Below are 14,134 nucleotides of genomic sequence, written 5' to 3' on the forward strand. Positions count from 1 at the left end.
GAGCCCGCCCCTTTTCGCGCCTGTCGGCCGTACTCGGCCGCGCCGTATCAGCCCTGGACGCCCAGCTTCTCCAGCACGAGCTCGCGCACGCGCTTGGCGTCGGCCTGACCACGGGTGATCTTCATGACGGCGCCGATGAGCGCGCCCGCCGCCGCGAGGTTGCCACCGCGGATCTTGTCCGCGACGGCGGCGTTGGCCGCGATGGCCTCGTCGACGGCCGCGCCGAGCGCGCCCTCGTCCGAGACGACCTTCAGGCCGCGCTTCTCGACGACCTCGTCCGGCTCGCCCTCGCCGTCCAGCACGCCCTCGATGACCTGGCGGGCCAGCTTGTCGTTGAGCGAGCCCTCCGCCACCAGCGCCGCCACCCGGGCCACCTGGACCGGGGTGATGGGCAGGGCGGTCAGTTCCACGCCGTCCTCGTTGGAGCGGCGGGCCAGCTCACCCATCCACCACTTGCGTGCGGCGGCCGCGTCGGCGCCCGCCTCCATGGTGGCGACGATGGGATCGATCGCGCCCGCGTTGAGCACCGACTGCATCTCGTGGTCAGAGATGCCCCAGTCCTCCTGCAGGCGCCTGCGCCGCACCCTCGGGAGCTCCGGCAGGCCGGCCCGCAGCTCCTCGACCCACTCGCGGGCCGGGGCGACGGGGACGAGGTCGGGCTCCGGGAAGTAGCGGTAGTCCTCCGCCTCCTCCTTGATGCGGCCGGAGGTGGTGGAGCCGGTGTCCTCGTGGAAGTGCCGGGTCTCCTGGACGATCGTGCCGCCGGAGGAGAGCACGGCGGCGTGCCGCTGGATCTCGAACCGGACGGCCCGCTCGACGCTGCGCAGCGAGTTGACGTTCTTGGTCTCGCTGCGGGTGCCGAACTTGTCGGTACCGTTGGGGCGCAGCGACAGGTTGACGTCGCAGCGCATCTGGCCCATCTCCATGCGGGCCTCGGACACGCCCAGCGCCTTGATCAGCTCGCGCAGCTCGGTCACGTACGCCTTGGCGACCTCGGGCGCGCGCTCACCGGCGCCCACGATCGGCTTGGTGACGATCTCGATCAGCGGGATGCCGGCCCGGTTGTAGTCCAGCAGCGAGTGCGAGGCGCCGTGGATGCGGCCGGTGGCCCCGCCCACGTGCGTGGACTTGCCGGTGTCCTCCTCCATGTGGGCGCGCTCGATCTCCACGCGGAAGACCTCGCCGTCCTCCAGCTGCACGTCGAGGTAGCCGTTGAAGGCGATCGGCTCGTCGTACTGGGAGGTCTGGAAGTTCTTCGGCATGTCCGGATAGAAGTAGTTCTTCCGGGCGAAGCGGCACCACTGCGCGATATCGCAGTTGAGCGCGAGACCGATCTTGATCGCGGACTCGACGCCGGTCGCGTTGACGGCCGGCAGCGCGCCGGGCAGGCCCAGGCACACCGGGCACACCTGGCTGTTCGGCTCGGCGCCCAGCGCCGTCGAGCAGCCGCAGAACATCTTCGTCTTGGTGCCGAGCTCGACGTGGACCTCGAGGCCCATCACCGGGTCATAGGACGCGAGCGCGTCCTCGTACGACACCAGGTCCATGACGGTCACAGTCTTGATACCTCTCAGTTCCCCGTCAGGATGCCAGCACGTCATCGTCGCCGAGCCGCCGCAGCTGGCGGACCAGCAGGGCCACACCGGTGGCGATGGCGGCGGCGCTGACGACCGCGTCGATCAGCAGCAGCGTGTCGTTCTCCGCGCGGCCCCGCTTCAGCTGCCGCGCCACACCGACCGCGCCGAAGAGCGTCGTGCCGATCGACAGGTACGTGCCGGACTTGCTCTTCTTGAAGCCCTTGGCCTTCTCGAGCTTGCTCACAGGATCGGTGCCTCCTCCAGCAGCGGGTGACCCCAGCGTGCGGTGAACGCGGCCTCGACGGCCGCACCGACACGGTAGAGGCGGTCGTCGGCCATGGCGGGGGCGATGATCTGCAGACCGACCGGAAGCCCGTCCTCGGGCGCGAGGCCGCAGGGCACGGACATGGCGGCGTTGCCCGCCAGGTTGGCCGGGATGGTGCACAGGTCGGCGAGGTACATCGCCATGGGGTCGTCCACGCGCTCGCCGATGGGGAACGCGGTGGTGGGGGTGGTCGGCGAGATGACCACGTCGACCTGCTGGAAGGCGCGCTCGAAGTCCCGGGAGATCAGGGTGCGGACCTTCTGGGCGCTGCCGTAGTACGCGTCGTAGTAGCCGGAGCTGAGCGCGTACGTGCCGAGCATGATGCGGCGCTTGACCTCGGGGCCGAAACCGGCCTCGCGAGTGAGCGCGGTGACGTCCTCGGCGCTGCGCGTGCCGTCGTCGCCGACCCGCAGTCCGTAGCGCAGGCCGTCGAACCGGGCCAGGTTGGACGAGCACTCGGACGGCGCGATGAGGTAGTACGCGGCGAGCGCGTACTCGAAGGACGGGCAGGACAGCTCGACGACCTCGGCGCCGAGCTCGCGCAGCAGCTCGACCGACTCGTTGAACCGCTCCATGACGCCGGCCTGGTAGCCCTCGCCCGCGAACTCCTTGACGACGCCGACCCGCAGGCCCTTGACGTCGGCGTTGCGCGCGGCCTCCACGACCGGCGGGACCGGCGCGTTGATGGAGGTGGAGTCCATCGGGTCGTAGCCCGCGATGACCTCGTGCAGCAGCGCCGCGTCCAGCACGGTGCGGGCGCAGGGGCCGCCCTGGTCCAGGGAGGAACTGAAGGCCACCATGCCGTAGCGGGAGACCCCGCCGTAGGTCGGCTTGACGCCTACCGTGCCGGTGACGGAGGCCGGCTGGCGGATGGAGCCGCCGGTGTCGGTGCCGATGGCCAGCGGGGCCTGGAAGGAGGCGAGGGCCGCGGACGAACCGCCGCCGGAGCCGCCGGGGATGCGGGTGAGGTCCCACGGGTTCCCGGTCGGGCCGTAGGCGCTGTTCTCGGTGGAGGACCCCATGGCGAACTCGTCCATGTTGGTCTTGCCGAGGATGACGATGCCGGCCTGCTTGAGGCGGGCGGTCAGCGTCGCGTCGTACGGCGGGATCCAGCCCTCGAGGATCTTGGAGCCGACCGTCGTCGGGACGCCCTTGGTGGTGAAGATGTCCTTCAGCGCCAGCGGGACGCCCGCGAGGGGGCCCAGCTTCTCGCCGGCGGCGCGCTTGTCGTCGACGGCCTTGGCGGCCTTCAGGGCGCCCTCGGTGTCGACGTGCAGGAAGGCGTGGACCTTCTCGTCGACGGCCGCGATGCGGTCAAGGTGGGCCTTGGCGACCTCCACGGCGGAGGTCTGGCCGGAGGCGACGGCGGCCGCGGTCTCCGCGGCGGTGAGCCTGGTCAGATCGGTCATCGTGATCAGTCCTCCCCCAGGATCTGCGGCACCTTGAAGCGCTGCTTCTCCTGGGCGGGGGCGCCGGACAGCGCCTCCGCCGGGGTCAGGCTGGGCCTGACCTCGTCAGGGCGCATGACATTCGTCAGCGGCAGCGGGTGGGAGGTCGGCGGTACGTCCTCGCCGGCCACCTCGGAGACGCGGGCGACCGCGCCGATGATGGCGTCGAGCTGTCCGGCGAAGTGGTCGAGCTCTTCGTCCTTCAGCTCCAGACGCGACAGCCGGCCGAGGTGGGCGACCTCCTCGCGCGTGATGCCTGGCATGCAGCGATCCTCTGGGGGTGAGTTTGGTCTTTTCGCGCCCAATCCTATGGGCGCGGGCGCCCCGGGGGCGAAACGGTTTGCGCTTCACCCGGCCGGGGGCCGCCGTGACGTGCCCGCCGTGGCCACGGTGCAGCTGGGGCCGGTGAGGCCGGCGGGGCTCCCGCGCGCGGCGCGGCGGGTGCGGACCCGCTGGTCGCGGGCCCGCAAACGTTACTGCGCGTCGGGGACCGCGGCCCGCTCCTTCGCGGCCTCCAGCTCCGCCGGGCGGCGCCATCCCGCGCGGCCGCGCAGCCGCAGCCAGGCGGTGGTCTCCTCCGGGGGCATGGCGGCGGCGACGAGCCAGCCCTGGATCGCGTCACAGCCCAGGTCCCGCAGGCGCTCCCACGTCTCGTCGTCCTCGACGCCCTCCGCCACGACGAGGAGGCCGAGGGAGTGGGCGAGGTCGACCGTGCAGCGCACGATCTCCGCGTCCTCGGCGTCGACGGACAGCCGGGCGACGAATGAGCGGTCGATCTTCAGCTCGCTCACCGGCAGCCGCCGCAGGTGCACCAGAGAGGAGTACCCGGTGCCGAAGTCGTCCAGCGACATCTTCACCCCGTGCCCGGTCAGCCCGGCCATCGTGTCGGCGGCGCGCTGCGGGTCCTCCAGCAGCACGTGCTCGGTGATCTCCAGCTGCAGCGCCCCCGGCGGGACCCCGTGCCGGGCAAGGCGCGCGGCGACGGCCCCGGCGAAGCCGGGCGAGTGGACGTCGCGCGGCGAGACGTTGACCGCGACAGGGACGTCGAGGCCCATCGCCCGCCACCGGGCGACCTGCCCGAGGGCGGTCTCCAGGACGTACTCGGTGAGCTGCGGCATGAGCCCCGAGGTCTCGGCGATCGCGATGAACTCCTCCGGGCTGACCCGGCCGCGCTCGGGGTGCACCCAGCGGACGAGCGCCTCCAGGCCGGCGACCTTCCCGTCGAAGCGGACCTTCGGCTGGTAGTGCAGCTCGACCTCGCCGCGGTCCAGGGCCCGGCGCAGGTCACCGAGCAGGCCCAGACGGTCGGGGGTGTTGCCGTCGCGGGAGGACTCGTAGACCTCGACGCCGCTGCGGTCGCGTTTCGCCTGGTACATCGCGACGTCGGCGCGGCGCAGCAGGCCCTCGGCGTCACCGGCGTGATCGGGGTAGACGGCCACCCCGGCGCTGGCCTCGAGGACCAGGGTCAGGCCGTCGAGACTTAACGGCGAGCTCAGCGCGGCGACCAGGGCCCTGGCGATGCGCTGGGCGCGGGTCGGCGCGTCGCAGGTGGGGAGCAGCACGGCGAACTCGTCGCCGCCGAGCCGGGCGACCTCGGCGCCGCGCGGCAGGGCGAGCCGCAGTCGGTCGGCGATCTGCAGCAGGAGCCGGTCGCCGGCCATGTGGCCGAGGGTGTCGTTGACGGAGCGGAACTTGTCGAGGTCGATCAGGACCAGGGCGGCGCGCTCGCCGCTGCGGGCGGCGTCGTCGAGCGCGGTCCAGGTGCGCTCCAGCAGCCACTGACGGTTGGGCAGTCCGGTGAGGGGGTCGCGCAGTTGTTCCTCGGCGCGGGCGTGGGCGATCCAGAGCGTGGAGTCGAGCGCGATCAGGGGCACGGCGAACAGCGGCAGCAGCAGGGGCAGGTCGGCCGCGACGATGATGATCAGCGGGGAGATGCCGAGCAGTGCGACGCCGACGAAGCCCTGGCGTATCAGCGCGGTGCGGGCCACGGTGGGCAGCGCTCCGGCGCGCGGCACGATCGCATACCACAGAAGCGTGCGGGTCGCAGCCAGGTAGCCGAGTGCGGCGGCGAGCACCGCGGGGATGGCGGCCATCCCCCAAGTGGCGGGTTGCCAGGGCTGTTCGACGGACGGGTGGGTCCCGAAGGCGGAGAGCGCGAGCGAGGCCGCGCCGATGCCGAGGATGTCCACGGCGCCGTGCAGCAGCGCCTCCCGCCAGCGGTGCCGGCGGGCCGCGCCGACCAGGACGACGACGGCCAGGCTGACCAGCACCGCGGGCACCCAGCCGTAGAGCAGCAGCATGGCGAGGGTCAGGGCGGCGCCGGAGCCGGTGCCGCCCCACCAGCGGTCCCGGCCCATGGCGACCAGGTGGCCGACGATGATGCCGGTGAGCACGGCGAACGCCCAGCCGACGTCGCCGCCGGGGAAGAACGCGTTGCCGTCCACGAGTATCCGGACGACGCCCACGACCAGGGCCGCCGCGGCAGCGCCCACGACGGAGTACCTGAGTGCCGCCGCGGGCAGCACCGGCGCGGCCGGCCCGAGCAGCCGCTGCGCCGGTCCGGCGCTGTCCGTCGGTTCCATGCCCGTACCCTCTCGCAGCCGCGTGCGCCGTTCCACCACACGCCCTTGCCCGCGGCATTGACCGCCGGGCTGCTGGAGGGCCCAAGCCCGGAAGGCGCGCCTCTCAACAGTAGGGCGACAAAGGCTGTCACGGGCACCGATCGGCTGCTGTTGCCCGAATGGATCGCACTCTCCCGGATCGTTCCACTATGGGCCGAAAGGGTGATGATGGGGTGTCAGCCCTCCGGGTTCACGGCGGCCTCCCGGGCCGCGTCGGCACCCTGTCCGAGCAGCACGGCGAAGCCGTCCTCGTCCAGGATCGGCACCTTCAGCTGCACTGCCTTGTCGTACTTGGAGCCGGGGCTGTCGCCGACGACCACGAAGTCGGTTTTCCTGGAGACCGATCCGGTGACCTTGGCCCCGCGACTCACGAGCGCCTCCTTCGCACCGTCCCGGGTGTGGGTGGCGAGGGTGCCGGTGACGACGACGGTGAGGCCCTCCAGCGGGCGCGGCCCCTCGTCGGAGCCCTCCTCGGTGAAGCGGACCCCGGCCGCCTTCCACTTGCGCAGGATCGCGCGGTGCCACTCCTCCTCGTACCACTGCTTGAGGGAGGCGGCGATGATCCCGCCGACGCCGTCGACCCCCGCCAGGCGCTCCTCGTCGGCGGCGAAGACGGCGTCCAGGTCGCGGAACTCGCGGGCGAGGGCCTCGGCGGCGACCGGGCCGACGTGACGGATCGACAGGCCCGCGATGATGCGGGCGAGCGGGCGCTCCTTGGCCTTCTGGATGTTCTCCAGCATGGCCACCGCGTTCTTCTTCAGCTCTCCCTGCTGGTTGGCGAAGACCGGGACGACCTTCTCCTCGCCGGTGGCCGGGTCGCGCTTGGGCAGGCCGCTGTTCTGGTCGAGGACGTGGGCGCGGATGGGCAGCAAATCCTCGGGGGTGAGGTCGAACAGGTCGCCCTCGTCGCGCAGCGGCGGGTCGGCGGGCTCCAGGGGCCGGGTGAGCGCGGCCGCCGCGACGTAGCCGAAGTTCTCGATGTCCAGGCACTTGCGGCCGGCCAGGTAGAACAGCCGTTCCCGGATCTGCGCCGGGCAGCCCCGCGCGTTGGGGCAGCGCAGGTCGATGTCGCCCTCCTTCATGGGGCGCAGCGGGGTGCCGCACTCGGGGCACTGCGCGGGCATCACGAACTCGCGCTCGTCGCCGGCCCGCAGGTCGACGACCGGGCCGAGGATCTCCGGAATGACGTCGCCCGCCTTGCGCAGCACGACGGTGTCGCCGATGAGCACACCCTTGGCCTTCACCACGTCCTGGTTGTGCAGGGTGGCGAACTCGACCTCCGAGCCGGCCACCGTGACCGGCTCGACCACCGCGTACGGCGTCACGCGGCCCGTGCGGCCCACGCCGACCCGGATGTCGACCAGCTTGGTGTTGACCTCCTCCGGCGCGTACTTCCACGCGATGGCCCAGCGCGGCGCACGGGCGGTGGAGCCGAGCCGGCCCTGCAGCGGGATCTCGTCGACCTTGACCACGATGCCGTCGATCTCGTGCTCGACGTCGTGGCGGTGCTCGCCGTAGTAGGCGATGGTCTCCTTGACCTCGGCGAGCGTGCCGACCACCCGGGCGTACCTGGTGGTGGGCAGGCCCCATTCGTGCAGCAGTTCGTAGGCGTGCGACTGGCAGTCGATGGCGAAGCCCTCGCGGGCGCCGATGCCGTGCACCACCATGTGCAGCGGGCGGCTCGCGGTGACCCGGGGGTCCTTCTGCCGCAGGGAGCCGGCGGCGGCGTTGCGCGGGTTGGCGAAGGGCTTGTCGCCGGCCTCGACCAGGCGGGCGTTGAGCTCCTCGAACTTCTCCATGGGGAAGAAGACCTCGCCGCGGATCTCGACCAGGGCGGGGACGCGCTCCCCCGCCAGCCGGTCGGGGATCTCGGCGATCGTGCGGACATTGGGCGTGATGTCCTCGCCGGTGCGGCCGTCGCCGCGGGTGGCGGCGCGCACCAGGCGGCCGTTCTCGTACGTGAGGTTGACGGCGAGCCCGTCGACCTTCAGTTCGCACAGGAAGTGATAGGTGCCGCCCTCGCCCGCCGGGGGGCCCAGTTCCGCGACGAGGCGGTCGGCCCAGGCGTTCAGCTCCTCCTCGGTGAAGGCGTTGTCGAGGGAGAGCATGCGCTCGCGGTGCTCGACGGAGGTGAACTCCGTCGCGTACACGCCGGCGACCTTCTGCGTCGGCGAATCCGGCGTGCGCAGCGAGGGGTGCTCGTCCTCCAGCGCCTCCAGCCGCCGCAGCAGCTTGTCGAAGTCGGCGTCGCTGATGACCGGCTGGTCCTTGACGTAGTAGCGGAAGCGGTGCTCCTCGACCTGCTCGGCCAGGGAGGCGTGCAGCTCGCGCGCCTTCGCCGGCACATCCTCGTTCCTGGCGCCCTCGGGGATCACGGAGTCCTCCACGTCCACGTCCTTCCTCATCCCAGACTCACTCAGGGTTGTCGACGAGCGAGCGTGCCGCCTTCGCGCAGTGCACCAGAGCGGCACGGGCATAGGCCGGCGAGGCCCCCGCCAGACCGCAGGACGGGGTCACCGCCACGGAGGTGCCCAGATCCCCCGGCGACAGCCCCAGCCTGCGCCACAGCGCCCGAACACCACCGACGCTACCCGCAGGGTCCGACAATGGGGCGTCGGTCCCCGGGACGACACCGGTGAAGAGCGCGGTTCCCGCCTCGACCGCCTCACCGAAAGCGTCCCAGTCACTCTCCGTGAGCAGCGAGAAATCGAACGACACCCCCGCCACGCCGGCCCGCCGCAGCAGCGCGAAGGGCACCTCCGGAGCGCAGGAGTGCGCGATCACCGGTACGTCACCGACGGCCGCCATCACGTCCCGCAGCGCGCCCTCGACGACGCCCCGGTCCGCCGCACGGTGCGTGCGATAGCCGCTGGCGGTCCTGACCCGCCCCTGGAGCACGGCGGTGAGCGAGGGCTCGTCCAGTTGCAGCACGGGCCGCGCGCCGGGGATGCGCCGGCGTACCTCCTCAAGGTGCAGCCGCAGGCCCTCGCCGAGCGAGGCGGCCAGGTCGCGGCAGGCGCCCGGGTCGGAGAGCGCCGCCTCACCGTTCTTCAGCTCGACGGAGGCCGCGAGCGTCCACGGCCCGACGGCCTGGAGCTTGAGAAGGCCCTCGTGGCCCTGGGTGAACTCCTCCAGGGCGTCCAGGTCCTCCCCCAGCCATGCCCTGGCCCGGCGGGTGTCCCGGCCCGGGCGGTCGCCGAACCGCCACCCGCTGGGCTCCACGCGCGCGTACAGCTCGACCAGCAGCCCGAGCGTGCGGCCGATCATGTCCGCGCCCGGGCCCCGCGCGGGCAGCTCCGGCAGGAACGGCAGCGCCTCCAGCGCCCCCGTCGCCGTCCGTGCCGCCTCACGCGCGTCACCTCCCGGCATCGAGCCCACACCGGTGGCCGACCCTTGGGGCAGCCGGAACTTCGCTTCGGTAGCTTCCGTGCTCACCGGTGCAGCCTACGACGACGGGCGCGTCAGGCTCCCGGCCGGATCGTCAGGTCGTTGATCTCGGCGTCCCGAGGCAGGTCGATCGCCGTCAGGATCGCCGTCGCCACCGATTCGGGGGCGATCCAGCGCGAGGGGTCGTACGCCTTGCCCTCCTGCTGGTGCACCTTGGCCTGCATTGGCGTGGCGGTGCGGCCCGGATAGACGGAGGTGACCCGCACCCCGTTGGCGTGCTCCTCGTGACGCAGGGAGTCGGCGAGCGCCTTGAGGCCGTGCTTGCTGGCCGCGTAGGCGCCCCACTCGGCGTGCGCGTTGAGCCCGGCGCCGGAGTTGACGAAGACCACATGGCCTCGGGAGAGCCGCAGTTGGGGAAGGACGAGCCGGGTGAGCTCGGCGGGGGCCACGAGGTTGGCGGCGAGCGTCCGGTTCCAGACCTTCGGGGTGAGCTCGCCGACCGGCGCCAGGTCCACGACGCCCGCGATGTGCAGCAGGGAGTCCAGCCGGTCCGGCGGCGACTGGTGGCCCAGCGCCCAGGACAGCCGCTCCGGCTCCGCGAGGTCACCGACAAGGGTGTGCGCGCCCGGGAAGCGGTCGGCCAGCTCCTTGGCGCGTCCCGCGTCGCGGGCCAGCAGCCACAGTTCGTCGCCGCGGTCGAGGAGGCGCCGCGCCACGACGGCGCCGATGCCGGAGCCCGCGCCGGTGATCAGATGAATCGACATGGGCCCCATGCTGTCATCCCCGCCGGCTCAGACGATGCCGGCGTGCTCCTCCAGGTAGGCGAGCGCCGAGACGCCGTCCTCCGCGAAGAACACCAGGTCGGTGAGGGGCAGCGGCAGGAAGCCCTCCTCGTCCATGCGCTGGAACTGCTCCTTGAGCCCGTCGTAGAAGCCCGCCGTGTTGAGCAGCACGACCGGCTTGGTGTGCAGCCCGTGCTTCTTCAGCTCAAGGATCTCGGTCGCCTCGTCCAGCGTGCCGGTGCCGCCCACCATGACCACCACGGCGTCCGCGCGCGCCAGCAGCTCCGCCTTGCGCCCGGCGAGGTCGGCCGCGATCACCATCTCGTCGGCGCCCTCGCGGGCCTTGGCCGCCAGGAACTCCACCGACACCCCGACCAGGCGCCCGCCGTGCTCCTGCACCCCGTCCGCCATCACCTTCATCAGGCCCACGTCCGAGCCGCCCCACACCAGGGCGTGGCCGCCCTTGCCGATCAACTCGGCGAACTGGCGGGCGGGTTCGGTGTAGCGGGGCTCGAGGTCGGCGGCGGAGAGGAAGACGCAGATGTTCATGCGGGCCAGTCTGGCGCAGGGCCCCGGGCGCCGGGCAGGGGGCCTGCCCCGTTCCGTACCCGAACCCCGCGCTCAGGCGTTGGCGGCGGCGCGGCGGCTGCGCTCCGTCGTGGCGATCGTCGCCGAGCCGACGACGCGCGTGCCGTCGTAGAGCACGACCGCCTGGCCCGGCGCGACGCCGCGAACGGGACCGCCGGTGAAGCGGACGCTCAGTTCGTCACCGGCCAGCTCGGCGGTGACGGGCACGTCGTCGCCGTGGGCGCGCAGCTGGGCGGTGTACGCACGCGGCCCGGCGCCGTCGGGCGCGGTGCCGCACCAGCGCGGGCGGATGGCGGTCAGGGCCGTGACGTCCAGCGCCTCGGCCGGGCCGACGGTCACCGTGTTGTTCACCGGCGAGATGTCCAGTACGTAGCGCGGCTTGCCGTCGGCGGCGGGCACGCCCAGGCGCAGGCCCTTGCGCTGGCCCACGGTGTAGCCGTAGGCGCCGGAGTGGGTGCCCAGGCGGTTGCCGCCCTCGTCGAGGATGTCGCCCTCGGCGGTGCCCAGGCGCTGGGCGAGGAAGCCCTGAGTGTCGCCGTCCGCGATGAAGCAGATGTCGTGGCTGTCCGGCTTCTTCGCCACGGACAGGCCGCGCCGGGCCGCCTCCGCCCGGATCTCGTCCTTGGTGGTGAGGGTGTCGCCCAGCGGGAACATGGCGTGCGCCAGCTGCCGCTCGTCGAGGACGCCCAGCACGTACGACTGGTCCTTGGCCGCGTCGGAGGCGCGGTGCAGTTCGCGGGAGCCGTCGGGGTTGACCACGACAGTGGCGTAGTGGCCGGTGCACACGGCGTCGAAGCCGAGGGCGAGCGCCTTGTCGAGCAGCGCGGCGAACTTGATCTTCTCGTTGCAGCGCAGGCAGGGGTTGGGCGTGCGGCCCGCGGCGTACTCGGCGACGAAGTCGTCGACGACGTCGGCGCGGAAGCGGTCGGCGAGGTCCCAGATGTAGAAGGGGATGCCGATCACGTCGGCGGCGCGGCGGGCGTCGTGGCTGTCCTCGATCGTGCAGCAGCCGCGGGCTCCGGTGCGGAAGGACTGCGGGTTCGCGGAGAGGGCGAGGTGCACGCCCGTGACGTCGTGCCCCGCTTCGGCGGCGCGGGCGGCCGCCACGGCCGAGTCGACGCCACCGCTCATCGCGGCGAGCACGCGGAGGCGACGGCCGTCGCCAGGGCCTGTGGGTGCACCGGGGAAGTCAGTCATAGCGCCTCCTAGAGTACGGCGCCCCGGCGGAACTCCGGCGGGCCGGTTGCCGCGAGTGCGGGCCCCTGGCGGGGGTGCGGGTGCGTGGGCAGGTGGGGGTGCGCATCTCCGGTGCGGGCGCGTGGGCGGGCGCGGGTCCGTTGCGCGTGCGGCGGGCGGTCTCCCACCCGCCCACCGGCCACCGCCTGCGCTGCGTGAACGGGGGGCGGCACGCTGCCGCACACGGTGGCCACCCGCACACGACCACGATGCCGCACGGGCGGGCCGGCGGGACAAGCCCGCCGCGGGCGCTACATGAGGCCCGCGCTGCGGGCGCGGGCCACCGCGGGGCCGATGGCCTCGCCGAGGACCGCGACGTCCTCCGCCGTCGACGTGTGCCCGAGGGAGAACCGCAGGGAGCCCCGCGCGAGGTCGGGGTCGGCGCCCATCGCGAGGAGGACGTGGCTGGGCTGGGGCACGCCCGCGGTGCACGCGGACCCGGTGGAGCACTCGATGCCCTGGGCGTCGAGCAGCATCAGCAGGGAGTCCCCCTCGCACCCGGGGAAGGAGAAGTGCGCGCTGGCCGGCAGGCGGCCGGCGGCGGCGGGATCGCCGTTGAGGATGGCTTCGGGGACGGCCTCGCGGACCCGGGCGACCAGGTCGTCGCGGAGGGCACCGATCTCCCGGGCGAACTCCTCGCGCCGCTGCGCGGCGAGCGTCCCGGCGACGGCGAACGCGGCGACCGCGGGGACGTCGAGGGTGCCGGAGCGTACGCCGCGCTCCTGGCCGCCGCCGTGGAGGATGGGGACCGGCCCCACCTCGCGCCGGAGCACCAGCGCCCCGACCCCGTACGGGCCGCCGATCTTGTGCCCGGTGACGGTCATCGCGTCGAGCCCGGAGGCCGCGAAGTCCACCTCGACCTGGCCGAGGGCCTGGACGGCGTCGGAATGCAGCGGCACCTCGAACTCCCGGGCCACTGCGCTGAGTTCGGCGACCGGGAAGATCGTGCCGACCTCGTTGTTGGCCCACATCACCGTGGCGAGGGCGACATCGTCCGGGTCGCGAGCGACGGCCTCGCGCAGGGCCTCGGGATGGACGCGCCCGTGGGTGTCGACCGGGAGCCACTCGACCCGGGCGCCCTCGTGCGTGGCGAGCCAGTCGACGGCGTCGAGGACGGCGTGGTGCTCGACGGGGCTGGCCAGGACGCGGGTGCGCCGGGGGTCGGCGTCGTGGCGGGCCCAGTACAGTCCCTTGACGGCGAGATTGTCGGCCTCGGTGCCGCCCGCGGTGAAGACGATCTCGCTGGGGCGGGCGCCGAGCGCGGCGGCCAGGGACTCGCGGGACTCCTCCACCGTGCGTCTGGCCCGGCGGCCGGCCGCGTGGAGGGAGGAGGCGTTGCCTGTGACGGCAAGGTGCGCGGTCATCGCCTCGACGGCTTCCGGCAGCATCGGGGTCGTGGCGGCGTGGTCGAGGTAGGCCATGATGAGCGTGATTCTACGGGCGGCGCGGCCCCTCCCCGGACCTGGGCCCGCCCGGGGCCCCGCCGTGCCCGTCGGTGCCCCGCTACATGTGGAGCTCCTCCGCGGCGGTGGTGCGCCGGTGCCAGGCGCGCGGGGCGCGCCAGTGGAAACGCATGGCCAGCAGCCTCAGGACGAAGGCGCTGACGACGGCGAGGACCCCGGTGCCGGGGGTCAGGGCCTCGAACTTGATGAGCAGCACCACGACGGTGGCCCCCACGATGGCCGGCACCGCGTACAGGTCGCGGTCCCAGCGCAGCAGGGAGGGGACCTCGTTGCCGAGCAGGTCGCGCAGCACGCCGCCGCCGACGGCGGTGGCGAGCCCCAGGGTGGCGGAGGCGGTGAGGTTGAGGCCGTAGTCGTAGGCCTTGGTGGTGCCGGCGACGCAGAACAGGCCGAGGCCGGCCGCGTCGAAGATGTTGATGGTGGTGTTGATCCGTTCGACCTGGGGGTGCAGGAAGAACACCACCGTGGTGGCGATCAGCGGGGTCAGGAAGTATCCGAGGTCGGTGAAGGCGGCCGGCGGGACCGCCCCGATGATCAGGTCCCTGATCAGCCCTCCGCCCAGCGCGGTGACCTCGGCGAGCACCGCCATGCCGAAGACGTCGTAGTTCTTGCGTACGGCGAGCAGCGCGCCGGAGATCGCGAAGACGAAGATTCCGACGAGGTCGAGCACGTGCTGGACGGAGTGACTGAACAGTTCGGTTTGCACC

Annotated in this window: 12 protein-coding genes; all 12 read right to left on the bottom strand. The window is 72.8% G+C overall.

Annotated elements, in window-relative coordinates; genetic code table 11:
* Positions 1–47: 47 nt before the first annotated feature.
* Positions 48–1,601: an Asp-tRNA(Asn)/Glu-tRNA(Gln) amidotransferase subunit GatB gene (gene gatB / locus AC3EUJ_RS10105; protein WP_431960715.1), complete on the bottom strand. Its 1,554-nt coding sequence runs from the start codon at positions 1,599–1,601 to the stop codon at positions 48–50.
* Complete coding sequence (locus AC3EUJ_RS10110) at positions 1,582–1,821, bottom strand: hypothetical protein (RefSeq protein ID WP_431960716.1); 240 nt, start codon at positions 1,819–1,821, stop codon at positions 1,582–1,584. The genes gatB and AC3EUJ_RS10110 overlap by 20 nt, the downstream gene beginning before the upstream one ends.
* Positions 1,818–3,311, bottom strand: a complete 1,494-nt coding sequence (gene gatA / locus AC3EUJ_RS10115) for an Asp-tRNA(Asn)/Glu-tRNA(Gln) amidotransferase subunit GatA (protein ID WP_431960717.1) — start codon at positions 3,309–3,311, stop codon at positions 1,818–1,820. Before gatA ends, AC3EUJ_RS10110 begins: the two co-directional genes overlap by 4 nt.
* Positions 3,312–3,316: 5 nt before the next feature.
* On the bottom strand, positions 3,317–3,613 hold the full coding sequence (gene gatC / locus AC3EUJ_RS10120) for an Asp-tRNA(Asn)/Glu-tRNA(Gln) amidotransferase subunit GatC (RefSeq protein WP_431960718.1): 297 nt from the start codon (positions 3,611–3,613) through the stop codon (positions 3,317–3,319).
* 210 nt (positions 3,614–3,823) lie between these two features.
* Complete coding sequence (locus AC3EUJ_RS10125) at positions 3,824–5,932, bottom strand: putative bifunctional diguanylate cyclase/phosphodiesterase (RefSeq protein ID WP_431960719.1); 2,109 nt, start codon at positions 5,930–5,932, stop codon at positions 3,824–3,826.
* A 215-nt stretch (positions 5,933–6,147) separates the two neighbouring features.
* Entirely contained in the window at positions 6,148–8,376 is a 2,229-nt protein-coding gene (ligA, locus tag AC3EUJ_RS10130; RefSeq protein WP_431960720.1) for an NAD-dependent DNA ligase LigA, read from the bottom strand.
* Positions 8,377–8,383: 7 nt separating this feature from the next.
* On the bottom strand, positions 8,384–9,406 hold the full coding sequence (locus AC3EUJ_RS10135) for a methionine synthase (RefSeq protein WP_431960721.1): 1,023 nt from the start codon (positions 9,404–9,406) through the stop codon (positions 8,384–8,386).
* Between the two features lie 26 nt (positions 9,407–9,432).
* Positions 9,433–10,131: an SDR family oxidoreductase gene (locus AC3EUJ_RS10140; protein ID WP_431960722.1), complete on the bottom strand. Its 699-nt coding sequence runs from the start codon at positions 10,129–10,131 to the stop codon at positions 9,433–9,435.
* A gap of 18 nt (positions 10,132–10,149) precedes the next feature.
* Positions 10,150–10,689 carry an LOG family protein gene (locus AC3EUJ_RS10145; protein WP_431960723.1) on the bottom strand — a complete coding sequence of 180 codons (540 nt, stop codon included), beginning with the start codon at positions 10,687–10,689 and terminating at the stop codon, positions 10,150–10,152.
* Between the two features lie 72 nt (positions 10,690–10,761).
* Positions 10,762–11,925, bottom strand: coding sequence for a tRNA 2-thiouridine(34) synthase MnmA (mnmA, locus tag AC3EUJ_RS10150; protein ID WP_431960724.1), 1,164 nt, complete (start codon positions 11,923–11,925; stop codon positions 10,762–10,764).
* A gap of 290 nt (positions 11,926–12,215) precedes the next feature.
* The gene (locus tag AC3EUJ_RS10155) at positions 12,216–13,385 is read right to left on the bottom strand and encodes a cysteine desulfurase family protein (RefSeq protein WP_431960725.1); all 1,170 of its coding nucleotides are present in this window, start codon (positions 13,383–13,385) and stop codon (positions 12,216–12,218) included.
* Between the two features lie 82 nt (positions 13,386–13,467).
* A complete protein-coding gene (locus tag AC3EUJ_RS10160) occupies positions 13,468–14,133 on the bottom strand; it encodes a trimeric intracellular cation channel family protein (protein WP_431960726.1) in 666 nt (221 codons plus the stop codon).
* Between the last annotated feature and the right edge of the window lies 1 nt (position 14,134).

The organism is Actinacidiphila sp. bgisy160, from assembly GCF_057707815.1.